Raw genomic sequence first — 25,156 nt, 5'->3', positions numbered from 1 at the left:
AAAATTATATGCCTGATAATAGTTCTCTTGTGAATTCAGTTTTAGACCAATTAAGTGCCGCAGGGCATAAAAAGGTTGTTTTTTGCAATGATCCCGATACTGGCTTGAAGGCAATTATAGCCATTCATGATACCACGCTTGGTCCGGCTTTAGGCGGAACACGCATGTGGAATTACGTTACAGAGGCTGAAGCATTGGAAGATGTACTCAGATTATCGAGGGGAATGACCTATAAAGCTGCGATTACCGGCCTGAATATTGGTGGTGGTAAAGCAGTAATTATCGGGGATTCCAGAAAAGGAAAGTCGGAAGCGATGATGCGCAGCTACGGAAGGTTCATCAAAAACCTGAACGGAGAGTTCATTACCGCAGAAGATTTGGGTACGACCACAAAAGATATGGAGTATATCCGTATGGAAACAGGTCATGTTACCGGAGTTCCTGAATCTTTAGGTGGGGCAGGTAATCCGGCACCACATACCGCAAAAGGCGTTTTCCTTGGCATCAAAGCCTGCGTAAAAGAGGTGTTTGGAACAGATATGCTGGCAGGACGCTCGGTAGTAGTGCAGGGGATAGGAAATGTAGGAGAGCACCTGGTAGAGTTATTGAGGGCTGAGAATGTAGAAGTATACATCAGTGACATCAACGAAGAACGTTTACAACATGTAGCACGTACTTATAAAGCGAAACCTATTGCTGCGGATAAAATCTTTGGAATTGATGCAGATATTTATGCACCATGTGCCTTGGGAGCTACCGTAAATGACAAGACCATTCCTAAAATGAAATTTGCGATTATCGCGGGTTCTGCAAATAATCAATTGGCAGATGAGCAGACACATGGCAAACTGTTATTGGATAAAGGGATCTTATTTGCACCAGATTACCTGATCAACGCAGGCGGATTGATCAGTTGCTATTCAGAATTAACCGGTTTCGGAAAGAAACGGACGATACAGCTTACAGAAAACATTTACAATGCCACGCGCGATGTGATAAAAATGTCTAAGAAAGACAACATCCCAACAATATGGGCCGCGAACCGCATTGCAGAACAAAGAATCATCGACATCAAAAAAATAAAATCATCATTTTAATAAACAATTTTAATAAACCGGTAATTTACCACTCGTTCTTACATTCATGTTAAACAGAAGGCACTTAAGAATTAAAGCTTTGCAGAATATTTTTGCATGGCAAATGACAGACAAGAGAGATTTAGCTTCTTCGAAGAAGGCATTATTGCAGAGTATTGACAGCGTGTACGAAATGTACATCTGGATGCTTTCGCTCCTTGTTGAGGTCACGGAATACACTAGCACGGATGCTACAGAAAGGTCAAATAAACATTTGCCTACAGCAGAGGATCTCAATCCAAACATGAAACTGCTCCACAATAAGTTTGCGGTAACTCTGAAAGAGAACCCAGCCTTTATTGATATGGTCAACAAATACCAGATCAACTGGTTGTCTGACCCGGAATTTGTAAAAGGTATTTTCAATACCCTGAAAACTACTCCTGAATACCTGGCTTATCTTGCCGATGAGGACAACAGCCTGGAGGAATCCAAAACCATTATCAAATACATTTTCAGAAAGATTATTTTGAAAAGCCACAACATCATTCAGGCTTTTGAGGACAAGTTTATCAACTGGTCTGTAGATAAAGAAGTGATGCAGGGAATGGTGGCCAAGACTTTGAAAAATTTCACCTCTGAAGATCCCCGTAAAAATAAACTGACCCCGATCAGTCAGGATTGGGATGAAGATAAAAAGTTTGTCGAAGATCTTTTTGTTTATACCTTGAAAAACAACAAGGAATATCAGGACCTGATCGCAGAGCGTACCAAGAACTGGGAATCGGAAAGGATTGCTTTAATGGATACCATTTTGATGAAAATGGCGATCTGTGAATTGTTAAACTTCCCCTCTATACCAGTTAAGGTGACGATTAATGAATACCTGGATCTATCAAAAGATTACAGTACTCCGAAAAGTAATTCATTTATTAACGGTATCTTGGACAAAATTTTAGGTGACCTGAAGCGGACAGACAGCATCCATAAAATCGGTCGCGGACTTATAGAAGAATAACGATTATGAAACAAATCTTGTTATTGGCAATTGCAGCGATGACATTTGCATCATGCCAGCAAAACACAGCAAAAACTCCTGCAGAAAGTACTGCAGCGGCAGGTACAACAGCAACAACTGAAGCTTCAGCAAATCCTGTTGCAGCAGCCGATGCACCTGTAATTACCTTCGATAGCGGAATCTATAACTTCGGTAAAATAGCTCCGGGAGAGAAAGTAAACTACAGTTACAAATTCAAAAACACGGGTAAAAGCCCGCTGATCATCAGCAATGCTACAGCAACTTGTGGTTGCACTATTCCTGAACCTCCGAAAGAACCAATTCCACCGGGTGGAGAAGGCGTGATTAAAGTAGTTTTTGATAGCCATGGTAAATTTGGGATGCAGGATAAAGTGATCACAGTGACTTCCAATGCAAATCCGGCAGTTGCAGAATTGCACCTGACAGGAGAGATCAAAGAAGTAAAATAGGCAATACAAAAATTTTATAAACAACAATATGATATCAACAGTAATCTTACAAGCAGGTGGCAGCAATATGCTAGGTACCCTGGTACCGATGGTTTTAATCATGGTCGTATTTTATTTCTTTATGATCAGACCACAGGTTAAAAAAGCAAAAGACCATAAAAAACTGGTTGAAGACTTGAAAAAAGGCGATAAAGTCGTAACTACTGCCGGAATTCACGGAAGGATCGTTGATATGAACGATACTACGTTTGTAATCGAAGTAGAAAGCGGTGCTAAAATCCGTTTTGATAAAACCGCAGTCTCTGTGGATGCAACGAAAGCTGCAGTTCCTAAAGTTGATCTTGCAAAAACTGACGCTCCTAAAGCATAGGTTTTTCAGCTATACTGGTAAAAGCCGCATCCTTGTTTGGTGCGGCTTTTGCATTTCAGTATATTTGTTTACTTTACCACCATGCCAATCATCAAACTCACAAAAGTAGAGCAAAAGCGTTTTCTGGCGCTGGTCACCTGCCTGTTCCTGGCAGTTGGTGCATGGCTGTTCATGGCTTTGAACAATAAATATGTCTATACTGCAAAGACGGTTCTGGACTACCGAAATTTCCCTCAGAAGAAAGCTTTTCATCCTTTACAGTCGGACACGGTAGATTTACAGGTGGAAGGAACCGGATGGCAGCTCCTGTTTGCCCGACTGAGGATTAAACCTCAATCGATCTCCATCAGCCTGGAAAAACTAAACAACAGGAATTTTGTGCTCTTTTCTGAGCAGCTGTTCAATGTGAACCGGCAACTGGAGACTTCCCAAAAGATCATTTCTGTAAAACCCGATACCCTTTACTTCGATTTTTCTGAAAGAAGGGTGAAACGGGTACCTGTAAACCTGGTTTCTAACCTGCATTATATGCCACAGTACGGCGTTTCGAACGAGATCCAGATCAATCCCAGTTATGTGACGATCTCCGGTCCTGAGCAGGACATCCGAAACATCAACGAGTGGAATACAGATACGCTGAAAATGGAGAAAATTCAGGCGACAACGGTAGCCAGGATTGCGATGATGCAAAATAAGATGAAGAACGTGAACATCTTTCCGACAAGTGTAGATGTCAAACTGCCGGTCGACGAGTTTACGGAAAAAGTAATAGAGGTTCCCGTTAAGGTTATCAATAACAAGGAGTATTACAATGTTAAACTTTACCCTAAAAAGGTGAAGATTACCCTGCTGGTTGCCCTTTCTAAATATCCGCAGGTAAATGAGGAATTTATCGAGGCGGTCGTAGATATGAATGAGTGGAAGATTTTTCAGCACAATGAGCTGAGGGTAAAGCTGATCCGCTTTCCCGATTATTGTAAGCTGGTACAGTCACAACCGGCAAAAATTGATTTTATCATAGAAAAATAATGTTAAAAATAGGAATAACAGGAGGTATAGGAAGTGGGAAAACCACCGTGTGTAAGGTGTTTGAGAGCCTGGGCATTCCGGTATTCTATGCAGATACAGTGGCGAAGCAGATCATGGTCAGCGATCCGATCCTGGTTGCAGGCGTTAAAGCAGCTTTTGGCGCAGAAAGCTATGCTCCTGACGGCAGCTTGAATAATAAACACATTGCAGGTATCGTCTTTAATCAGGCCGAAGAACTTGCTAAATTAAATGCATTGGTACATCCTGCCGTATTCCGGGCATTTGAACACTGGGTAAAAGATATTCCGGCAAGTGTCCCTTATGTGCTGAAAGAAGCAGCCCTGCTTTTTGAAAGCGGTTCTTATCAGATGTGCGATAGGAATGTATTGGTTGTTGCCCCTTTAGCGCTCAAATTACAACGCGTGATGCAGCGCGACGGGGTCACTGAGGCACAGGTTCAGGCCAGGATGGATAAACAGCTCTCCGATGAGGAGAAAGCAAAAATGGCGGATATGCTGGTCCGCAATAATGAAACAGATTCTTTAATTATACAATTGATGGATCTTCACCATCAATTTTTAAATATACTCCCTTAATGATATTAGATGATTTTATAGTTGCTACAAAAACAGGTTTATTTTGTAGGTATGGTGATTTTTATCTGGATCCTAAGGAAATCGTAAAATACGCAGTGATTTCCCATGCCCATGGCGACCATGCCATAGGCGGAAACCTGAACGTATACTGCACAGAAGCTACGGCACTTTTTATGAAACACCGGTACAAGAAATTTGCCGGGGGAGAATTTCACCTTAAAGCTTATGAGGAAACATTTGTTTTAAATGGTGTGAAAATCAGTTTTATTCCTGCCGGGCATATCCTGGGCTCTGCGATGATTCTGATGGAGTATGAGGGGGTTAAGTACCTGTATACGGGAGATTATAAACTTCAGCCTGATGATACCTGTGAGCCTATTGAATACCGTGAGGCAGATGTGCTGATCACAGAGACGACTTTTGCAGATCCCAATACCAGGCATCCCGCAGCGGAAGAGGAAATTCTGAAACTGAATGCGACACAGAGCAACATCATGCTGGGTGCTTATGCATTAGGTAAATGCCAGCGTCTGATCAGTCTGATGAATAAATATTGTCCGGAAAAACGGATATTGGTACACCATAGCATGATGCCTTTTGTGAAGATTTATGAGCAGAATGGGATAGACATGGGGAAATATGAGATGTACGACAGGAAGGTGATGAAGAACAACCATACGAATATGGTCTATCTTGTGCCGCCGATGGTGTTCAGGAGTTATTTCCGCGCGATCAATGTGATCAGGGTCTTTGCAACCGGGTGGAAACACCTGCAAAACAACAATGAAATCCAGTTGTATGTTTCTGACCATGCCGATTGGGAAGACATCATTTATACGATAGAGCAGGTGAAACCTACGCAGGTATGGACCAATCACGGAGATGGCGTACAATTAAAAAAACATTATGCGGATAGTTTGGTAGTTAAATTGCTGACTTAAAATGGAAGAGGGGATAGACTATTATCTAAATGAGGATGGGCTGATGGTTTTCACCGAAGCTTATCATTTGAAAAGAGGCTATTGTTGTAAGAATAAATGCAGACATTGCCCCTGGGGATTTGGTAAAAAGAAAACCAAACCAAAAGAAGAGAACGATACTTAATGAAAAGATTGGAGATGCAGTTGCAGAAAGAAACAAAAACGTCAAAATTTGAAAATATTTACCAGCAGGCTATTGTGAATGTGGTATTTACCTATAGCTGGTGTAATGAACATTTCAGACAGCTGATTCAGCCTTATGAGATCACGCCACAGCAATTCAATATCCTGAGGATTCTGAGGGGGCAATATCCTGCGCCTTCTACCATCAACCTCCTGAAAGAGCGGATGCTGGATAAAATGTGTGATGCTTCCAGGATCACAGAACGCCTGGTTCAGAAAGAGTTGGTTGCCAAAAAGATCAATCCAAACGATAAACGGGCGGTAGATATCCTGATCAGCGATAAAGGGCTTGCACTTTTGAAAAGGATGGACCAGGAGCTTGACCTTTCTGCACCGGTTTCCGAAAACCTGACCGAAGAGGAAGCAACGCTGCTCAATCAGTTGCTGGATAAAATGCGGGGATAACCGGCTGCTTAATGTGCATGTCCGCCGGCAGAGAAATAACCGATCAGGGCGATTCCTACACCGCATAACACGGCAATCATTTTCCGCTTACTCACTTTATGGTCTACACTGGATTCAAACAGGATGGTGGTAGAGATGTGAAGGAAGATTCCGATCACAATTCCCATGATTTTGTTGAAGTAGTTTTCTACGCCTCCAATGGTGCCATTGCTCAGGCCATAACTCACATAAAACCCAAGCGGAGCCATAACCGCAAAAATGCTGATGTAAAAAAGCACACTGTTTCTGTTGAATTTACTTTGCATCAGGATGCTGGCCAGTGCAAAAGCCGCAGGGATATGGTGCAATGAAATTCCAAATATCAAAGCATTGTGCTGGTCTTTTGCCAGAGGCATTCCTTCCAGAAAGGCATGCAGGCATAAACTGATCATGATGCCATAAGGAAAAGCTTTGGAATCCCCATGTTTATGAATATGACCATGTTCTACACCTTCGGAGAACTGTTCCAGCAGAATCTGCAATAAGAAACCAATCAGGATAAAGATGCCGATCTCTGCATGGTCCGGACCGCTGTAGGCATCAGGGATCAGGTGTAATACGGTAATGGCAAATAAATAGGCCCCGCTAAAAGATAGGATGAGCTTTAGCAGCTGCGACTTATCGCTCTTTACCAGAAAGATGGCAGAGCCCCCTAAAAAGGCGCTAAAGAATAAAATAAACAGCTTCCAGACTTCCATTATACTTGCGGTTGTATTTTTTTGTAGATAAAAGATGTTGCGATTCCGATGGAGCTGCCGAGCAATGCGCCGGCCATGGTATCAATCGGGTAATGTACCCCAACATAGATTTGTGAAAAAGAAATGATAAAGGCCCAGATCAGTGCAATGGGCAAAATAGGTTTCCATTTGTCGTAAAAGACAAAGATGAGAAAAAGGGCGATGGCAAAATGATTGGTGGCATGTGCCGAAGGAAAGCTATATCCGCTTCCGCAGGGCACACGACGGATCAGTTCATCTGCCAGGCTGAGGTCATTGCAGGGCCTGATGCGAGCAACCAGGGGTTTGATGACCCTGGAGGACAATAAATCTCCTACGGCTACCGTAAAAAGCAACATTCCGATGATGTACCATCCTTTTTTCCTGTACTCTTTTACACAGAAAATGACGATAAACAGGTAGAGGGGTGCCCAAAAATAACGGTTCCTCATTAAAGGCAGCAGCCAATCGAAAAATGGATTTGCGAGGCCTCTGTGGATTTTAAGAAACAATTCGACATCAAACTGCTGCAGGCTTTCTATCATATTTTTTTGCAGATTAAAATCAGGCGGTCGGACTTGGTCTCGTCAAATGGCTCCAGGCCATAGCTTCCGAAAGTCTCGGTGATCTGCAGGCCGCTCTTCAGGAACATTCTTTCAAAATCTTCCAGCTGGAAGGCTTGTACCCGCTCTTCAAAAGCAAAGGTTTTGTTCCTGTGTTCAAAGTTAATGTGTTTAATGATCTTTCCTTCCGACACAAATTTATGGAGGTGGAATTCTATACCTTCTACAGTTTTTGTTTCCTGCTGCGTGAGGTTTTTAATGATTTTCTGGGTGTTGAAATAGTCGATAACCAGCGTTCCATCAGGCTTTATGCCCTTTCTGAAGGATTTTAAAGCATTGACATGGTCTTTTTCCGTATCAAAATACCCAAAGCTGGTGAACAGGTTCATGGCGATGTCAAAATAATTGATGAAGGCCAGTTTGCGCATGTCATGAACAAAGAAATGAAGGTGTTTTTGCTCGAACTGCTGCGCATATTTTATGCTTTGCTCTGAAAGGTCTATTCCGGTCACATCATAGCCTTTTTTATTCAGGTAAATGGAATGACGTCCCCTGCCACAGGCAATGTCCAGAATCCTGGAATCTGCTGCAGGTTTTAAATAAGCCGATAGGTTATCGATTAAGAATTCTGCCTCAGCGTCATTACGTTGACTATATAAAATATGGTAATAGGGGGAATTGAACCAATATTGAAACCATTTACGCTGCATAGAGCCGGAATTTTTGATGTTTAGGAAAAAGACAAATATAGTATTTTGAAATGCAACAAAGAGGATTATTTGAGCTTCATCGCCAATTTTAATGATGTTAATTTTACGATTGAGGGCCTTAAAAATCAATCATTCTGTTCTTTTTTTGCTATTTTTGAAAAAAAAACCGAATAACTTGACACTAATAAAATCTATCTCTGGAATAAGAGGAACCATCGGTGGAATTGCCGGTAATGGTTTGACTCCTATTGATATCGTTAAATTTACGGCAGCTTACGGCTCCTGGATTATCAATAAAACGAACATTAAAAAAATTGTTGTCGGTCGTGACGCCAGGATCTCAGGAGAAATGGTGAACCACCTCGTGATTGGCACACTTCAGGGCTTGGGAATTGAGGTCATTGACCTTGGCTTATCCACTACGCCGACTGTAGAAATCGCTGTTCCGCTGGAAAAAGCAGGTGGCGGGATCATCTTAACGGCAAGTCACAATCCTAAACAATGGAATGCTTTAAAATTACTCAATGAAAAAGGGGAATTCATCAGCGATGCAGATGGAAAAGAACTTTTGGAGATCGCTGAAAAAGCAGAATTCAGTTTTGCTGATGTTGATGATCTGGGTAAGGTAACCCATAACGATACGTATTTACAGAAACATATAGATGCCGTTCTTGCCTTGCCACTGGTAGATGTGGCAGCGATCAAAGCAGCCAATTTTAAGATTGCCATTGATTGTGTAAATTCTACGGGAGGAATTTTTGTACCGGCTTTATTGAAAGCATTGGGGGTAAAAACAGTTTATGAACTGTATTGTACTCCGGATGGACATTTCCCTCATAACCCGGAGCCATTGCCGGAAAACCTGACCGAAATTTCCAAACTCGTAAAAGAGAAAAATGCAGATTTAGGAATTGTGGTTGATCCGGATGTAGACCGTTTGGCTTTTGTATGCGAAGATGGCGGCATGTTTGGTGAAGAATATACCCTGGTAGCCGTAGCGGATTATGTGATTAAAAATACCCCGGGAAATACGGTTTCCAACCTGTCTTCTACCAGAGCATTGAGAGATGTGACGGAAAGGGCAGGAGGAGCGTATCACGCTTCCGCAGTTGGAGAAGTGAATGTAGTAAACCAAATGAAAGCGACCAATGCAATCATTGGTGGTGAAGGTAATGGTGGAATCATCTACCCGGAATCTCATTACGGCCGTGATGCACTGGTTGGAATCGGATTATTCCTGACCCACCTCGCAAAGTTTGGTAAGTCTGTTTCTCTTTTAAGAAGTAGCTATCCTGCCTATTACATTTCTAAGAATAAAATTACCCTAACTCCGGAAATGGACATTGATGCTTTATTGCTGAAGGTTCAGGAGAAATATAAAAACCAGCCTATCAGTACAATTGATGGGTTGAAAATAGAGTTTGATAAAGAATGGGTTCATTTGCGCAGGTCAAATACAGAGCCGATCATTCGTATTTACAGTGAGGCTGGCAGCGAAACCGTTGCGGAGAACCTTGCTTCGAAAATCATATCAGATATTAAAGAAATTTTAAAATTGAACTAATGCAGACGAACAGGATCTATTTGGATAACGCGGCAACGACGCCTCTTGATGCAGAGGTGATCACAGAGATGGTGAACGTGATGACTAATTATTACGGAAATCCATCTGCAATTCATGCTCAGGGCAGGGAGGTACGTACATTGGTGGAAAAAGCAAGAAAAACAGTTGCCGGTCTTTTAAATGCGACTCCTGCAGAGATCTTTTTTACCTCCGGGGGTACGGAAGCCGACAATACCGCGATTCGTTGTGGTATCGCAGCCTATAATATTAAACATGCCATTACTTCGAAAATAGAGCACCATGCAGTGGAGCACACCTTAACGATGCTGTTGAAGCAAGGGGTGATCGAAAAGCTGAGCTTTGTGAATATTGACGACAAAGGGAATATAGACTATGCACATCTGGAAGAATTGTTGAAAGACAATGAACGCAGTTTTGTATCCCTGATGCATGCCAATAACGAACTGGGTACGCTAACAGACATTGAACGTGTAGGAGAGCTCTGTGAGCAGTATGAGGCAATCTATCATTGTGATACGGTTCAGACCATGGGCCATTATGTACATGATGTAAGGAAATTAAAAGCACATTTCATCGTTTGCGCAGCACATAAATTACATGGACCGAAAGGGGTAGGTTTCCTTTTTGTAAACCATAACATCAAGATCGGACCATTCATTCATGGTGGTGCTCAGGAACGCAATATGCGCGGTGGAACAGAAAATGTATATGGCATCATCGGTTTGGCGAAAGCCCTGGAGATCGCCTATTCAGAAATGGAAAGTCATCAGCAGCATATTCAGGAACTGAAAGATTACCTTAAAAACAGGCTGAGCACAGAGATTGCAGATCTAAATTTTAACGGAGAAACCGATGCGGATAAAAGTTTATATACCGTATTGAATGTTTCTTTCCCGGCGATGGACATGTCTGACATGTTGTTGTTTAACCTGGATATCAATGGCATCTCTGCTTCGGGTGGCAGTGCCTGTTCTTCCGGGTCCAACATTGGTTCACATGTACTGACTGGCATTAACGCCGATCCAAACCGGCCTTCGGTAAGGTTCTCTTTCAGTAAATACAATACTAAGGAAGAACTGGATATCGTGATTGATAAAGTAAAACATATTGTAAGTCAAAACGTTACTGCGTAAAACCATCTTTCTATGCAGTTTCAACGCATCACGTCGGTAAACGATCCGGCGCTGACTTTTATCAGAACATTATATGAGGATGCCTTCCCTCCGCATGAGCGGAGGGACTGGGCTTCCCTGCTCCAGCTGATTCCGGATACCAAAGAGATGCACCTGGACCTGGTGTATACTGCGGATAAAAACATTGGTTTGATTACCTGGTGGGAAATTGACGATTGTTTTTTTGTGGAACATTTTGCAATTGATGCGGCACTTCGCGGACAGAATTACGGCGCGCTCGTACTGAACCATTATAAGGAACAGCTACCGGGAACGATTATTCTGGAAGTAGAACATCCTGAAGATTCTTTTTCCATCAGAAGGATCGCTTTTTATGAAAGATTGGGTTATCATATACTGTCTCTCCCTTACCGGCAGCCGGCCTATGCTGACCCGAATGCATCTTTTCCTTTTCTACTGATGAGTAACAGGATATTGTCCGATCAGGAAGCCAGTTCGATGGCGGAAAAGATCAAAAATAAAGTCTACCTGGCTTCCGTCCGTTAAGCCGGTTTTAATCCACTTTATCGCTTCTTTTTTTCATTGTATTTTTAGCCGGTCCGGGGCTGAATCCGGCCAGGATCAGGTTGGATTTTCAGGGTTCATTTGAAAATAAATAAAACGTTTTACTATCTCCAGGGCTCTTTAACTAAAATGTTATACTTTTTATTTAGTTATTCCACAAAAATCTATTACTTTAGAGTTTAGCTAAAACGTTTTTTAAGTAGGAATATGATGAAAATTAGAAAAGAAGAATTCCTCCATATTCATGTTTAATTCAGGCTTTATGCCGATTTGACAAGTGAGAAGCAAGATTTTAAACCAAATATTATAATTTTATTTACCCAAGACCACAATGATGAAACGATACCTAACAGCATTATTAATTGCGGGCTGCTCTTCGGCCTTTGCGCAAACAGTGGGCAAGCTGAGCGATCCTGTAGAATGGATCAATCCTTTAATGGGAACAGCCAGTAAGCCTTCCATGTCAAACGGAAATACTTATCCCACCATTGCTTTACCATGGGGAATGAATTTCTGGACTCCCCAGACTGGCAAAATGGGCGATGGCTGGGCTTATACCTACGATGCCGATAAAATCCGTGGTTTTAAGCAAACCCATCAGCCATCTCCATGGATGAACGATTACGGACAATTTTCTATTATGCCGGTGACGGGTAAGAAGAAGTTTGAGCAGGACGATCGTGCCAGCTGGTATTCTCACAAGGCGGAAGTGGCGAAACCTTATTATTATAGCGTCTACCTTGCAGATGCAGATGTAACAACGGAAATTACGCCGACCGAAAGAGCGGCCCAGTTCAGGTTTACTTTTCCAAAATCCGACAGCTCTTTTGTCGTACTGGATGCTTTCGATAAAGGATCTTACATCAAGATCTTCCCGAAAGAAAGAAAAATCATCGGTTATACCACCAGACATAGTCATAAGCTGACTCCGGAAAACTTCAAGAATTATTTTGTGGCGTACTTTGACAAGGACTTCAGCTCGGCAAATGCCTGGAAAGGAAAAGAATTGCTGAAGGATGAACTGGAAATCAAAGCCGATCATTCCGGTGCGATTATCGGGTTTAAAACCGCAAAAGGAGAAAAGGTAACGATGAAAGTGGCTTCCTCTTTCATCAGCTTTGAGCAGGCGGAACTGAACTTAAAACGCGAACTGGCGAACGATTCTTTCGATGCAACGAAAGCAAAAGCCAAAGCAATCTGGAATAAAACCCTGAGCAGGGTAGCCGTAGAAGGCGGAACGGTAGATCAGACCAGGACCTTCTACTCCAGTTTTTACCGCACTTTATTCTTTCCTAATAAACTATATGAATTGGATGCCAGCAATAAAATCGTACACTGGAGTCCTTATAACGGAAAGATCCTGCCAGGTTATATGTTTGCCGGAACAGGGTTCTGGGATACTTTCAGGGCCTTATATCCCTTCCTGAACCTGGTATATCCTTCGATCAATAAAGAAATGCAGGAAGGACTGATCAATGATTATAAAGAAGGAGGATGGTTGCCGGAATGGTCGAGCCCGGGATATGCCAATGTGATGGTCGGAAACAATTCTGCTTCAGTAGTGGCCGATGCCTACATTAAAGGCCTTCGCGGTTACGACATCAATACCTTGTACGATGCGTTGACGCATGGTGCCAATAATGAAGGTCCTTTAGAGGCTGTTGGAAGGGCAGGAGTGAAGTATTACAATGAATTGGGATATGTGCCCTATGATGTGAAAATCAATGAGAATGCGGCGCGTACTTTAGAATATGCTTATGATGATTTTACAATTTACCAATTGGGTAAAGCTTTGAAAAAGCCAAAGGCAGAACTTGACTTATATGCGAAACGAAGCATGAACTACAAAAACCTGTTCGATCCTTCGAGTGGGTTGATGAGAGGTAAAAATAAAGATGGTTCTTTCCAGTCGCCGTTTAATCCTTTCAAATGGGGTGATGCATTTACAGAGGGAAACAGCTGGCATTATTCCTGGTCTGTATTTCAGGACATCGACGGATTGTCAAAATTAATGGGTGGTAAAGAGAAGTTTGTGAGCAAACTGGATTCTGTGTTCAGCTTACCTCCGATCTATGACGAAAGCTATTATGGAAGTGTGATCCATGAGATCCGCGAAATGCAGATCGCCAATATGGGGCAGTATGCACATGGCAACCAGCCGATCCAGCACATGATCTATCTGTATAATTATGCAGGGGCGCCATGGAAAACGCAATATTGGGTAAGGGAAACCATGGACCGCATGTACAAAGCGACACCTGATGGCTATTGTGGAGATGAAGATAACGGGCAGACTTCTGCATGGTATGTGTTCTCTGCGATGGGCTTTTATCCGGTAACACCTGCCACAGACCAGTATGTATTGGGTGCGCCTTTATTTAAAAAGGTGACTTTGAACCTGGAAAATGGTAAAACGGTAACGATCAATGCCGCCAATAACAGTGCAGACAACAGGTATGTACAGGGACTGAAATACAACGGTACTGCTTATCCTAAAAACTGGTTGAGCCATTCAGAGCTCACCAAAGGTGCAACGCTGGACTTTAACATGTCTGCAACACCGAATAAACAAAGAGGAACTAAGGAAACAGATTTCCCTTACTCTTTCTCTACTGATCCGAATAAATAACGGAAATACAGGGCACAAAAAAAGCGGGAGTATGTACTCCCGCTTTTTTTATGTAGTAGAATTTTATTAGTTGTTGAGCATTTTAAGGAAGGCAGCTAATTTAGCTTTCATCGCCCTGCGGTCAACAATAAAATCAAGGAAACCATGTTCCTGCACAAATTCTGCAGTTTGAAATCCTTTAGGAAGATCTTTCTTAATCGTCTCTTTAATTACCCTTGGGCCTGCAAAACCGATTAATGCACCAGGCTCAGCAATATTAATATCGCCCAGCATCGCATAGGAAGCCGTTACGCCACCTGTTGTCGGATCGGTGAGCAAAGAGATGTAAGGAATTTTTGCCTGGCTTAGGAGCGCTAATTTAGCCGAAGTTTTAGCCATTTGCATTAAAGAGAATGCGGCTTCCATCATTCTGGCACCTCCGGATTTGGAGATCATCAGGAATGGGATTTTATGTTTGATCGAATAATCAATAGAACGGGCAATTTTTTCACCTACCACTGATCCCATAGAACCACCAATGAAATTGAAGTCCATACAGGCAATTACCAGGTCCTGGCCTTCGATTTTACCGTGTGCAGCCCTGATGGCGTCTTTTAAGCCGGTCTTAGCCTGACTTTCTACCAGGCGGTCTACATAAGGTTTACTGTCTGTAAAGTTCAATGGGTCACCTGAAGTCAGGTTCGGGAAAAGTTCTTTGAACTCATCATTATCAAATAATACCTGAAAATATTCTTTTGATCCTACCCTTAAATGAAAGTCACAATATTGGCAAACGTATTTATTTTCAACCAGATCTGCACTGTGGAGTGCTTTTTTACAATTAGGACACTTGTTCCATAAACCGTCTGGCGCTTCTTTTTTTTCTTCTGTCAGTGTACTGATACCTTTTTTTTCTCTCTTAAACCAAGCCATGTTATTTGTTGAAAAATGCGAGTACAAAGAAACAAAAAAAAATTAGAACAGAAGCCCTAGTTTATAACTGCCTCATACTTTATGATGAGGCAGTTAAGAAACAGGTGTTTACCAACCAAATATTTGTTTCAGATTAGGATTTAAAAGTACTTGTTGTTGTGGAACCGGACGGTAATAATACTTAGGTTCTTCAAAGTTACGGGTTGCAGATTCCGTCACGATAAGGCCTCCTGCAGTTCCGTTTTTCAGGTAAACTGTGGCGTCAGTACCGATTGTACCGGTGCGGTAATACATGAATTTTACGCCTAAGGAATTGGATTCCTTTTTTTCTTCCGCAGGAATGGTCATTGACCGGTCGATCAGAATGATGTCTTCCACACCGTCTCCGGTGAGGTCATATTTACCTAAACCCTGGAAGTACATTCCTTCAGGACTTTTGGTAAGCAGTTTTCCTGCTTTCCAGCGCATGATGTCATCATATCTGGTATTTTCAAAGGCAAACTCTATTCTGCGCTCTCTTCTGATTTCCAGAATGACACCAATATTTGAGCTTACATTTGGAAATTGCTGTACCATCAGCGGATCTGGATTGGCATTGGCCATTCCCATATTCAGGTCGGGTTGTCCGGCTCTTTTTCTAAGCAGGTTGACCGACTGGTCCAGCTGCCCCTGGCTTAAGGTACCGAGTTCTGCCAATGCCTCAGCATAGGTTAGCAATACTTCTGCATAGCGGTAAACCGGAAAATCTACTCCATTCAGAATGCTGGCATCGGTACTGTTTACATAACCTTTCAACTGATGATAGCCGGTAAAGTTTTTATTTAAACTCTGGATATAAGGCTTGGTATCCGGAACCCTGATCCATCCGGGATAGGCTATGGTTTGCATCAGGCGGGCATCGCGGTTTTCGAATTCTTTAACAAAGCTGATTTTATTATAGTCCGGCAAGTCGGTGAAGCGGCTGCCGTCCTTCATCAGGTAACTTTGAATCAGGTCTTTTGCCGGTGCCTGTTCATAATCACCAAAAACAACGGAATTGACATTCTGGCTTCTGTTTTTGCTCATGTCAAAGGCATTTACCAGGATCATTTCCGGGTTTGTACTCAGGTCCTGACTTCCAAACAAAGCGGCATAATCCTGTAGGGGTTTGCCGGTATTATAGATAGAGAATTTATTGGAAGCGATGATTTCTCCTGCCACTCTTGCTGCAGTTTCAAGGAAAGTATTGGCGGTGCTTTTTAGATTGAGCTCATCATGGTATTTACGGTAGGTACCTTCATAAAGCGCAGCTCTGGCATAAAGGACCGCTACAGACCATTTTCCAGGCGTTCCGCTGAGGACCTTTTCTCTTGTGTTTTTGTAAGCGAAATCGAGGTCGGCCATGACACTATCCATCACCAGGGCGCGGGGATCCCTTGCGTTGAGCAATTTGGGATCATCCGGGTTCAGGGTATTTGAATACCAGGGAACGTCTGAAAAGCGTTTCACCTTGTCCAGGTAAAATTCTGCCCGGTAATACCTGGCCAGTCCGGCATAATGGTTTTTGATTTCGGCGCTTACTTTGGCTTTATTGTAGCTCTCTAAAAAGTAATTGATGTTACGTAACCTGCCCCAGCTCCATCCCGAGGTGATGTTTTGTGCATTGGCATTTCCTCCCATCACACTTTTTACTTCTACCGCAGCAGTGGTTGCCACGTTATCACTGCTCTGGTCGTTCAGGTAGCTGTTCCGGTCTGGCTGTGAGATCAGGCCGTTAACGTATAAGGCCAGGTCCTCTTCTGAATTGAAGAAGAGGTTTGGGGCAATTTGTGTTTGTGGAAAGCGGTCCAGATCTCCTTTTTTGCAAGCCGTCAGACTGCTTGTGAGCACTATGACTGCGATGTATATATATTTCTTCATGACTGATTTTTTAATAATGATGAATACCTGATGGTTAAAAGTCCAGATTCAGACCAACTGCATACTTTCTCTGAAAAGGGTAGGCCCAGGCACTTGAACCCTGGTTTACCGCTTCCGGATCTACATATTTCTTGATTGTAGAGAATTCATAAAGGTTTTCTCCGGATACATACACACGAAGACGGCCAAGTTTAAGACGTTTGGTGAGCTGTGCAGGCAGGGTATAACCCAGTGATATGTTTTTAATTCTCAGGTAAGCTCCATTCAACAGGTATTTTGTTTGCGGGATGTCTAAGCCCTGGCCATTGTTGGCATCTGCCAGCCAGGATTGCAATACCGGATATTCCGGATTAAGATTTGCATCGGCAAGACCGGCAGCGATATAGGAAGCAGAGTGTTTTGCCCTTTGCTCCGGAGAATCAGCCGCGCCTCGGTAAAAGTTCAGGTTCCACGGGTATACGTTGGCATAAGGCTGCTGATAAGGTCCCCAGAACAGGTAATGATGCGGGTAGAAATCTCTTTTCAGAACACCCTGAAGGAAGATTCCCAAATCGAAACCATTCCAGTCCATATTCAGATTTGCACCAACCGTATAGCGGTCTGTACTGTTACCAATAATTCTAAGGTCTTTCGGGTCTTTACTGCTCAGGCCTTTTTCTATCTTTTGATCTCCGTTCAGGTCTTTATATTTAGGCCAGCCGGGAACGATGTCCAGGGCTCCCCATGGCACAATGCTCTTTTGATTTAAAGCGGCAATTTCTTCTTTGTTCTGAAACAATCCATCATTCTGTAATCCCCAGATTTCGCCAATGTATTGGCCTTCCCTGTAATTAGAAAAGAGCATCTGATCATTTTTGAATTTGGTGATCATCGCACGGGAATCGGCAAGCGTAAACTTCGTTTCGAAACTGAAAGGTTTGGAACCCAGGTCAAAGCGGTCTCTGTAAGTGATAGAGATTTCCCAGCCTTTTGTTCTCAAATTTGCTGCATTTTGCTTAGGCACAGCTGTTCCAAGGACGCCGGGTAATTCCTGTGCTGCTGTGAGCATCCCCTTAGTATCACGAATGAAATAATCAAATGCAATGAGGAACTTGTCTTTAAACAGTCCGATGTCCGTACCCATGTTCAATGTTGATACTTTTTCCCAGGTATAGGTGTTCGGATCTACCGCCAGGGCAGGGGCATTGGTAATGACCTGTTGCTGACTTCCATTGATCAGATATGGTGAAAGGCCTGCAGGCAAAGTCTGGATGTATCCAAAATCTCTCAGGTATGGATCAGAAGAGGGGTTTTGATTTCCAAGATTTCCATAAGAGGTCCGGAGTTTGAAAGTGGAAAGCACTTTGGCAAGTGGTTGAAAGAACTCTTCCGCGCTTGCAATCCATGCGCCGGAAACCGAAGGAAAGAATCCCCAGCGTCTGGAAACCGGAAAGCGGGAGGACCCATCATATCTTCCTGTCGCCTCTAAGATATAACGTTCTTTGAAGGTATAATTTAAACGGCTAAATGCGCTTGTTGTGGCGTAGGCCTGGTAGCCTGCCCCAACGCTCATTTCTCCATTGGTTAAGCTCAGGTAAGGCAATGAAGAAGAGATCAGTCCTTGTCTTGAGGCGTTAACCGTTGAGTAGCGGTAGTTTTCACTATTGTAACCGGCCATGGCACTGAAGAAATGATCGCCGATGGTCTTTTTGTAGGTGGTGTATAAGTTAAACGCATTGGTATACAAATAACCATTGTTTTCTGTCACAAAGCCATTGCCGCCTTCCAGTCTGACATCATTCGGACCGTAGCCAATGTTATATTTCTTGGAATCGAAATGGTATTTCCAAAGTTCTCTTTTAAAAGAGGCGTCTCCGTTTACCTGCAGGTCGCCATTCAAAAAGGTAGCGGTTGCACTGGTGATGTTCTGGAATCCGATCATATTCTCTACGTTCTTTCCACCATCTGTTAAACGGGCTGCCAGGGTACCTGCGGCAGTATTTGCCCAGGTTCCGTCCGGATTTTTAGCGACATCCGTTGGACGTAAGTAATAAAGGTCGGTGATGCTGGCATTTGGCAATGCCTTTTTTGTCTCGTAAACGTTCAGGTTATTGTCGAGTTTAAGCCAGTTTAAGGGAGAGAAACCAAGCTTGGAACGCAGTCCGTATCTATCCCAGAAATCGTCTGTCAGCTTATTTAATCCATTCTCTTTGGTATAATCGGCAGAAAGGTAATAGCTTAATGGTTTCTCGTTGATACTCACTCCACCTGAAAAGGCAAGGGAATGGTTTTGAGAGAAACTGGCTTTATTAAAGAAGTAATCATACCAGTCGTTGCTCCCCATATATGCCCATTTTGTAGGGTCATTGGGGTTGATTCTGGTATCTGCAATGGAAGGATTTTCAGATCTTTCCTTTGCCCAGCGGTAATGCTCATCTGAATAATTTACATAATCCCATGGGGTATTGTCTGTGGCCGTTTCCAAAACCCTCGAAAAAATATAAGGATCGGTTACCGGTTTAGGCAGGAGGGTAGGTTTCCCCCATGAGGCATAAGTGTTATAGCTGATGGTTTGTTTACCAATGGCCCCTTGTTTTGTCGTGATCAGAATCACTCCAAAGGCTGCTCTGGCGCCATAAATCGCTGCTGAGGCCGCATCTCTCAATACCGTAAATGAAGAGATATCCGAAGGATTTAAGCGGAGCATATCATCGGTACTCGTGGCAGGAATCCCATCAATAACGACTAAAGGAGATCCTCCGTTAATGGAAGTATAACCCCTGATATTGATGACAGGTACTGTTCCCGGTGCGCCGCCACCATAGGTGATGTTCAGGCCCGGGCTCAACCCCTGAAGTGCCTGTACGACATTGGCTGCAGGGCGGGATTCCAGGGCTTTACCTGAAATCTGGTCTATTGCTCCTGCAATGTTTATCTTTTTCTTGCTTCCGAAACCGACTACAACGACTTCATCTAGTTTACCGTAATCCGGACTCAGGCTGATGTTAAGTTGGGTTTGTCCGCTAAGTTTTCTTTCTTCCTGTTTGTATCCAATGTAGGTAAAAAGGATGACTGATCCGGAAGGGACCTGATTCAGGGTGTAATTTCCGTTTACATCTGTACTGGCCCGCAGCGTACTTCCTTTTACACTGACATTGACCGAAGGAATGGGACCGTTGCTTTCCGCATCTTTAACTACACCCTTTAAAGTGATGGTCTGTGCAAAGCTAATGGTGCTGCTCAGCAGGAGGCAGATCGTCCAAAATAATGGATACACCTTGTTCCTCCATTCGGGAGAAAATGGTAATTTTTTTTTCATAATAACATTAATATTAAGTTTGTTTGGTTAGAAATTTATCCCCTTCAAGGCGGCGCTAAGTTCTTGTGCTCATGTTATTTCAATGTTAAGATCAAATTAATAATTTAATTGAACATTCATTCAATCTATTAAAATAAATTTGTGTGATAACATTACTTTTGAGTAGTTTGCCGTATCAGAACTATTAAACAGTATGGGCAGAAAAAGTCTTAAGGAAGAAAGACAGCGGGAAATTATAAAAGTGTTTTATAAGGTTGCCAAAAAAGAGGGGTACGAGAATACCTCAATTGCAAAAATTGCGAAGGTGATGGACATTAATCCAAGCCTTGTGATCCATTATTTTGAGACTAAGGAAGACCTGACTTACGCACTCATAGATTACATCTTAGAAAGGTATCTGCTGATTTTTACAGTAGAACAAAAGAAAGGGGTTACGATTGCGGACCTGCAGAAAACAATAGAAATGCTCTTCTCCAAAAAATGGAACCTCCTTTTTGATGATGGGCTTTTCTATACCTTTTATGCCCTGGCGTTCCGGGAGAAGAAGATTAAGGTCAAATATAAAGCGATTCTCGATTCGCTTCGGTTTACGCTGGCAACAATCATCGATCAATGCAATAAGGCGAATATGTTAAAGATTTCAGATCCTCAGGGGACTGCTGATTTAATTTTTGTATTGGTAGACGGCGCTTATTTTTACCTTTCTCTGGAGAGCGATAAGCAGGCTTACGGGGAGCGGCTGGATTATTATAAAAATAAGGCTTATCAGGTTTTAGGGATCGCACCTGCTATTTCTTCGACGGATTCCGTTGAGTTTTTAGTTGACGGCCAAGTGCATACAGACCTATAAACATCCAAAGCAGGTTTGCTACGGCATTTGGCAGGTCATTACTTTCCAGTGCAATGGTCACGAGGCAAAGCCCGCCAATAATGTTCAGTAATTGAAAAATCCGGGATTCTGCGGTGAGGATCTTGACGCTTAATAAGAAATAGCCCAAAGTACAGAATATGACTCCAAGCCAGCCAATGCAAGTGAATAAGGTCTGTAGCATAATAAGATGTGTCGGGTTAAAGTTATTAAATAAGTTTAGATTTTGTTGTCCTTAGATTTGGTCAGCGTGATATTTTTCATAACTTCGGCATATAAAAAATTATAAAAAATGAGTTTAAAAGGCTATAAAGGCGTAATTTACGGAGATGCCGTTCAGGAACTATTTGAACAGGCTAAAAAACATCAGTTTGCATTACCTGCAGTTAATGTTACCGGTACCAATACCATTAATGCGGTAATGGAAACGGCTAAGGCGGTTAATTCACCTGTTATGATTCAGCTGTCAAATGGCGGTGCTCAGTTTTACGCAGGAAAGACATTGAATAATGATAACTTAAATGCCTGTGTATTGGGTGCGGTATCTGCTGCTAAACACGTTCATTTATTAGCGGAACATTATGGTGTTGCAGTCGTATTACATACGGATCATGCGGCTAAGAAATTATTACCATGGATCGACGGATTGCTGGACCATGGAGAAAAATTCTTCGCAGAGCACGGCAAACCATTGTTCTCTTCTCATATGCTTGATTTATCTGAAGAGCCTATCGAAGAAAACATGGAGATCTCGGCTAAATATCTTGCCCGTATGGCCAAGATGGGAATGACCATTGAAATCGAACTTGGTGTAACAGGTGGTGAAGAAGATGGTGTAGACAACAGTGATGTAGATAGCTCTAAATTATATACTCAGCCTTCAGAAGTAGCTTATGCTTACGAAGAATTGAGTAAAGTAAGTGATAAATTCACTGTAGCTGCTGCTTTTGGTAATGTTCACGGAGTTTATAAACCAGGTAATGTAAAATTACAACCGGTAATTCTTAAAAACTCTCAGGACTTTATCAAAGAAAAATTCGGATTGACTGCTGAAAAACCTATCAACTTTGTATTCCATGGCGGATCAGGCTCTTCTCAGGAAGAAATCAGAGAAGCGATCTCTTACGGAGCAATCAAAATGAATATCGATACAGATATGCAATGGGCATTCTGGGAAGGTATCTTAGATTATTACACAGCGAATGAAGCTTATCTTCAAGGCCAGATCGGTAATCCTGATGGAGAAGATAAACCAAATAAGAAATATTATGATCCACGCGTATGGTTACGTAAAGGTGAAGAAGCTTTTGTTAAACGTTTAACTCAGGCTTTTGAAGATTTAAACTGTAAAGACGCAAGCGATAAACTATAAGTTTTATTGACGAGTTTAAAAGCGCGCTGAATTTGTTTTCAGCGCGCTTTTTTGTAGTGACTTTTTAGCGGTTATCTTACTTTTCAGGGTTGTATTTACCTTAAGATCGTAATAGACCCGGTGAGGATTTTTTGTCCGTCGTGCAGGTCGATCATATAGTAATAGGTCCCTACCGGGACATTTACTCCTTTGCGTTTCCCATCCCAGCTTTTCGGACCGGAAGATCCGGAACTAAAAATCCGTTCGCCGTAACGGTTTACAATCTTTACCTCCGCCCCGGGGTAGGATTCCAGTGCGGCAATATTCCAGATGTCATTGATACCATCCCCGTTGGGGGTAATGGTATTCGGGATTTCCAGTTTCTTATATACTTTAATCGAAACATCAGCTGTACTGCCTGGACAACCCTCCTCAGACCAGACGTTCAGGGTATAGGTGATGTCTTCAGGCGGACTGGCGATCGGGTTTAGTTTTGAGGGATCATCCAGATAATTGGAAGGAGTCCAGAAATAACGGACATGATCGCCGGAAACTTTACCATTCAGCGTGATGGATTGTCCTTCAATTATCGCCCTGTTGCTTCCTGCATCAGCCATTACTTCTTTTAAGACATTTACAACGACATAAGCCGTACTTTCGCAGGCACCATTGGAAACGGTGACCCCGTATACCGTGGTAATGCCGGGGGAGGCAATTGGGTTGGCTACATCGGTAGCGGACAATCCTTCTGCCGGGGCCCATTTATAGGTCGTTCCGCCGGATGCGCGCAAGGTAACTGAAGTGCCTTTACAAATCGAGACATCCTGTTGATCAACAGCTGCAATCTTTAGAGGAAAGACTTCAATATAGGTTTGAGCAGTCGCAGAACAACCTGCAGAAGTTACAGTTACCTGGTAAACTCCGGAATGGGCCAATGTCGCTTTTTCAATTACCGGTGACCGTTCCGTTGAACTGAAATTATTAGGCCCGGTCCAGGAGTAGGTGCCTGTTGTACCATTGAGTTCCAGGGTAATTACATTTCCAACGCAAACCCTTTGCTGATTGGCTAAGCTGGGCTTTGGCGTAGGATTTACCTGTACCTTGACGATTGGGGAGGCTGTTCTGCATGCGGGCGAACTAAAGTTCGCTGCCTGGGCAATCACCATGCGGTACTGGTAAATGCCTGGTGGGAGGGATTGCGCGGCAATGGTCATTTGTGTGGAAGTCTCATTATTCAGGTCGATCCAGCCGCTGCCACTATCCCTTTGCCACAGGTATTGAAGGTTTGCAGATCCTGTTACCTGGGCGGAAATCGTTGTGGGCGAACTACCTTCTTCACAAATCATTTTTTCTGTCTGTCCGGTGTTGTCCAGACCGACCGTAATGGCGGGTCCACAGGCCCTGAAGGTAATGTCGTCCAGTGCAAGGTCATTTCCGGTCCCACCTGCTGCATTATTGATGATTCTGATCTTAACCCTGTTCACATTAGCAGGTGTAGAAAATAGAAATCCATATTGTTTCCATGTAGGGCCGGAGCTTTCGGCAATATCACCCGTACTATAGGTACTCAATACCTGGTTGTCCATGGCCAGGATCATAAAAGTCAGATTCGGTTTGATCCCGGAAAACACCAGCAGGTTCGATACCCAGGCCGCAAATTCATAGGTTGTATTCGGGCATAAATCTGTAGCTACATCTGTTTCGTAAAAGATGCCAGGGGTAACACTGGCATTGATCATCATCAGGTAACCATCTGGATCATTAGGAGTATGATTGGGGAGTAAATACCAGGCTCCGCCACTGTTTACACTCTTTTCAATGGTATAGGAACCATCGGAAGGCTGTCCGGAGGCTACATAGTTATAGGTGGTATTGCTTCCTAAGGGAGGGCCGAAGAAATTGCTGCCCCTTCCAAAATCAATGTGTACAACCGGATCGCCGAGGCTACCCTGACAGGTCTGTGAAGATGTTTTGTTAATGAAGCCTAAAAAACAACATAAAAAGGCTGTGAGAATAGTTTTATTCATCTTTTGTTTCAGTTTAGTCCTATATAATTCCTGTTTTTCAGTGCTGTTTTTAGCCCTGTAAAACGAAGAATACAGAGGTATCCCCCCTCTGAATTAAAGACATTTCTCTAATTTAAACAGATGTGACCTGTTAATCAAGTATTTGAATGACAATGATTTGTTGGTTATTTCAGTGCTATTGTGTGTCTGTCATTATTGTGTGTTTTATTGCAAAATTTTATATATAATCTTGTTTTTGATTCCTGAAAGGTCATCCATTAGATTTTTAGCATATTTGTATAAATCGATTCAATATGGAAACACTGTTTGTAAATAAAGCAACGAATAAAGAAGAACTGGAAAAGGTATTCGCGATCAGAAAGACGGTCTTTGTAGAGGAGCAAAATTGTCCACCTGAACTGGAATGGGAGCATGAAGAGGAATCTGTTCATTTTCTTGCCCTGATCGATAATCAGCCTTGTGGTGCTTGTCGCTGGAGAAAAACAGACAATGGTTATAAGCTGGAAAGGTTTGCGGTGCTGAAGGAATTCAGGGGGAAAAGAATTGGACAGGCATTGGTGGCAGCTGCATTGTCTGACCTTCCTGAGGATGCACATTATATTTATTTGAATGCGCAGTTAACAGCGATGCCTTTATACGCCCGGTTTGGCTTTGTAGCAGAAGGACCGCAGTTTGAAGAGGCCGGAATCCAGCATTTTAAAATGGTTAAAAAAGGGTAGAAGCCGGATTGGATCT

Annotated in this window: 24 protein-coding genes; 16 read left to right on the top strand and 8 right to left on the bottom strand. The window is 42.8% G+C overall.

The window, feature by feature from the left end; genetic code table 11:
- Positions 1-8 precede the first annotated feature (8 nt).
- From DBR43_RS20555 to DBR43_RS20520, 9 genes are all read left to right on the top strand, one after another.
- Complete coding sequence (locus tag DBR43_RS20555; protein ID WP_074606233.1) at positions 9-1,097, top strand: Glu/Leu/Phe/Val family dehydrogenase; 1,089 nt, start codon at positions 9-11, stop codon at positions 1,095-1,097.
- A 46-nt stretch (positions 1,098-1,143) separates the two neighbouring features.
- On the top strand, positions 1,144-2,094 hold the full coding sequence (nusB, locus tag DBR43_RS20550; RefSeq protein WP_124584207.1) for a transcription antitermination factor NusB: 951 nt from the start codon (positions 1,144-1,146) through the stop codon (positions 2,092-2,094).
- 5 nt (positions 2,095-2,099) lie between these two features.
- On the top strand, positions 2,100-2,564 hold the full coding sequence (locus tag DBR43_RS20545; protein WP_124584205.1) for a DUF1573 domain-containing protein: 465 nt from the start codon (positions 2,100-2,102) through the stop codon (positions 2,562-2,564).
- 28 nt (positions 2,565-2,592) lie between these two features.
- Positions 2,593-2,934, top strand: a complete 342-nt coding sequence (gene yajC / locus DBR43_RS20540) for a preprotein translocase subunit YajC (RefSeq protein WP_124584203.1) — start codon at positions 2,593-2,595, stop codon at positions 2,932-2,934.
- Positions 2,935-3,015: 81 nt separating this feature from the next.
- Complete coding sequence (locus tag DBR43_RS20535; RefSeq protein ID WP_124584201.1) at positions 3,016-3,963, top strand: CdaR family protein; 948 nt, start codon at positions 3,016-3,018, stop codon at positions 3,961-3,963.
- Positions 3,963-4,559 (top strand): dephospho-CoA kinase, encoded by a 597-nt coding sequence (gene coaE, locus DBR43_RS20530; protein WP_124584199.1) that lies wholly within the window; start codon positions 3,963-3,965, stop codon positions 4,557-4,559. Before DBR43_RS20535 ends, coaE begins: the two co-directional genes overlap by 1 nt.
- A complete protein-coding gene (locus DBR43_RS20525) occupies positions 4,559-5,500 on the top strand; it encodes an MBL fold metallo-hydrolase RNA specificity domain-containing protein (protein WP_124584197.1) in 942 nt (313 codons plus the stop codon). The genes coaE and DBR43_RS20525 overlap by 1 nt, the downstream gene beginning before the upstream one ends.
- Position 5,501: 1 nt before the next feature.
- Positions 5,502-5,663 (top strand): DUF5522 domain-containing protein, encoded by a 162-nt coding sequence (locus DBR43_RS33010; RefSeq protein ID WP_158622558.1) that lies wholly within the window; start codon positions 5,502-5,504, stop codon positions 5,661-5,663.
- Complete coding sequence (locus DBR43_RS20520) at positions 5,663-6,127, top strand: MarR family winged helix-turn-helix transcriptional regulator (protein WP_317126000.1); 465 nt, start codon at positions 5,663-5,665, stop codon at positions 6,125-6,127. The genes DBR43_RS33010 and DBR43_RS20520 overlap by 1 nt, the downstream gene beginning before the upstream one ends.
- Before the next feature lie 8 nt (positions 6,128-6,135).
- Here the strand turns inward: DBR43_RS20520 and DBR43_RS20515 are convergent, their stop codons facing one another.
- Genes DBR43_RS20515 through DBR43_RS20505 form a run of 3 tightly spaced genes read right to left on the bottom strand, consistent with a single transcriptional unit; the run spans position 6,136 to position 8,155 of the window.
- Positions 6,136-6,864, bottom strand: coding sequence for a ZIP family metal transporter (locus DBR43_RS20515; protein WP_124584195.1), 729 nt, complete (start codon positions 6,862-6,864; stop codon positions 6,136-6,138).
- Entirely contained in the window at positions 6,864-7,427 is a 564-nt protein-coding gene (locus DBR43_RS20510; RefSeq protein ID WP_124584193.1) for a phosphatase PAP2 family protein, read from the bottom strand. The genes DBR43_RS20515 and DBR43_RS20510 overlap by 1 nt, the downstream gene beginning before the upstream one ends.
- Complete coding sequence (locus tag DBR43_RS20505) at positions 7,424-8,155, bottom strand: class I SAM-dependent methyltransferase (protein WP_124584191.1); 732 nt, start codon at positions 8,153-8,155, stop codon at positions 7,424-7,426. The genes DBR43_RS20510 and DBR43_RS20505 overlap by 4 nt, the downstream gene beginning before the upstream one ends.
- 175 nt (positions 8,156-8,330) lie before the next feature.
- Between DBR43_RS20505 and glmM the strand changes: the two genes are divergently transcribed.
- From glmM to DBR43_RS20485, 4 genes are all read left to right on the top strand, one after another.
- A complete protein-coding gene (gene glmM, locus DBR43_RS20500) occupies positions 8,331-9,719 on the top strand; it encodes a phosphoglucosamine mutase (protein ID WP_124584188.1) in 1,389 nt (462 codons plus the stop codon).
- Entirely contained in the window at positions 9,719-10,873 is a 1,155-nt protein-coding gene (locus tag DBR43_RS20495; RefSeq protein ID WP_124584186.1) for a cysteine desulfurase family protein, read from the top strand. Before glmM ends, DBR43_RS20495 begins: the two co-directional genes overlap by 1 nt.
- A gap of 12 nt (positions 10,874-10,885) precedes the next feature.
- Entirely contained in the window at positions 10,886-11,419 is a 534-nt protein-coding gene (locus tag DBR43_RS20490; protein WP_124584184.1) for a GNAT family N-acetyltransferase, read from the top strand.
- Positions 11,420-11,771: 352 nt separating this feature from the next.
- A complete protein-coding gene (locus DBR43_RS20485; protein WP_124584944.1) occupies positions 11,772-14,066 on the top strand; it encodes a GH92 family glycosyl hydrolase in 2,295 nt (764 codons plus the stop codon).
- 66 nt (positions 14,067-14,132) lie between these two features.
- On the opposite strand, the gene accD is transcribed toward DBR43_RS20485, so the two are convergent.
- The 3 genes from accD to DBR43_RS20470 form a co-directional block, all read right to left on the bottom strand.
- On the bottom strand, positions 14,133-14,978 hold the full coding sequence (gene accD / locus DBR43_RS20480; protein ID WP_124584182.1) for an acetyl-CoA carboxylase, carboxyltransferase subunit beta: 846 nt from the start codon (positions 14,976-14,978) through the stop codon (positions 14,133-14,135).
- A gap of 108 nt (positions 14,979-15,086) precedes the next feature.
- Positions 15,087-16,877: a RagB/SusD family nutrient uptake outer membrane protein gene (locus tag DBR43_RS20475; protein WP_124584180.1), complete on the bottom strand. Its 1,791-nt coding sequence runs from the start codon at positions 16,875-16,877 to the stop codon at positions 15,087-15,089.
- 34 nt (positions 16,878-16,911) lie between these two features.
- Complete coding sequence (locus DBR43_RS20470) at positions 16,912-20,175, bottom strand: SusC/RagA family TonB-linked outer membrane protein (protein WP_124584178.1); 3,264 nt, start codon at positions 20,173-20,175, stop codon at positions 16,912-16,914.
- Positions 20,176-20,368: 193 nt separating this feature from the next.
- Between DBR43_RS20470 and DBR43_RS20465 the strand changes: the two genes are divergently transcribed.
- Positions 20,369-21,025, top strand: a complete 657-nt coding sequence (locus tag DBR43_RS20465) for a TetR family transcriptional regulator (protein WP_124584176.1) — start codon at positions 20,369-20,371, stop codon at positions 21,023-21,025.
- Here DBR43_RS20465 and DBR43_RS33530 read toward each other — a convergent pair.
- Positions 20,964-21,227, bottom strand: a complete 264-nt coding sequence (locus DBR43_RS33530) for a CBU_0592 family membrane protein (RefSeq protein WP_410522655.1) — start codon at positions 21,225-21,227, stop codon at positions 20,964-20,966. The genes DBR43_RS20465 and DBR43_RS33530 overlap by 62 nt on opposite strands.
- A gap of 108 nt (positions 21,228-21,335) precedes the next feature.
- Here DBR43_RS33530 and fbaA point away from each other — a divergent pair, with 108 nt between their 5' ends.
- The gene (fbaA, locus tag DBR43_RS20460; protein WP_069377817.1) at positions 21,336-22,415 is read left to right on the top strand and encodes a class II fructose-bisphosphate aldolase; all 1,080 of its coding nucleotides are present in this window, start codon (positions 21,336-21,338) and stop codon (positions 22,413-22,415) included.
- A 95-nt stretch (positions 22,416-22,510) separates the two neighbouring features.
- On the opposite strand, the gene DBR43_RS20455 is transcribed toward fbaA, so the two are convergent.
- A complete protein-coding gene (locus tag DBR43_RS20455) occupies positions 22,511-24,421 on the bottom strand; it encodes a gliding motility-associated C-terminal domain-containing protein (protein WP_124584174.1) in 1,911 nt (636 codons plus the stop codon).
- Positions 24,422-24,714: 293 nt separating this feature from the next.
- Here DBR43_RS20455 and DBR43_RS20450 point away from each other — a divergent pair, with 293 nt between their 5' ends.
- Positions 24,715-25,140 (top strand): GNAT family N-acetyltransferase, encoded by a 426-nt coding sequence (locus DBR43_RS20450; RefSeq protein ID WP_124584172.1) that lies wholly within the window; start codon positions 24,715-24,717, stop codon positions 25,138-25,140.
- The last annotated feature ends 16 nt before the right edge of the window (positions 25,141-25,156 follow it).

It is taken from the genome of Pedobacter sp. KBW06 (assembly GCF_003852525.1).
GTDB lineage: Bacteria > Bacteroidota > Bacteroidia > Sphingobacteriales > Sphingobacteriaceae > Pedobacter.
Note: the sequence above shows the minus strand (reverse complement) of the source record. Positions and strands in the feature narration are given on the sequence as shown.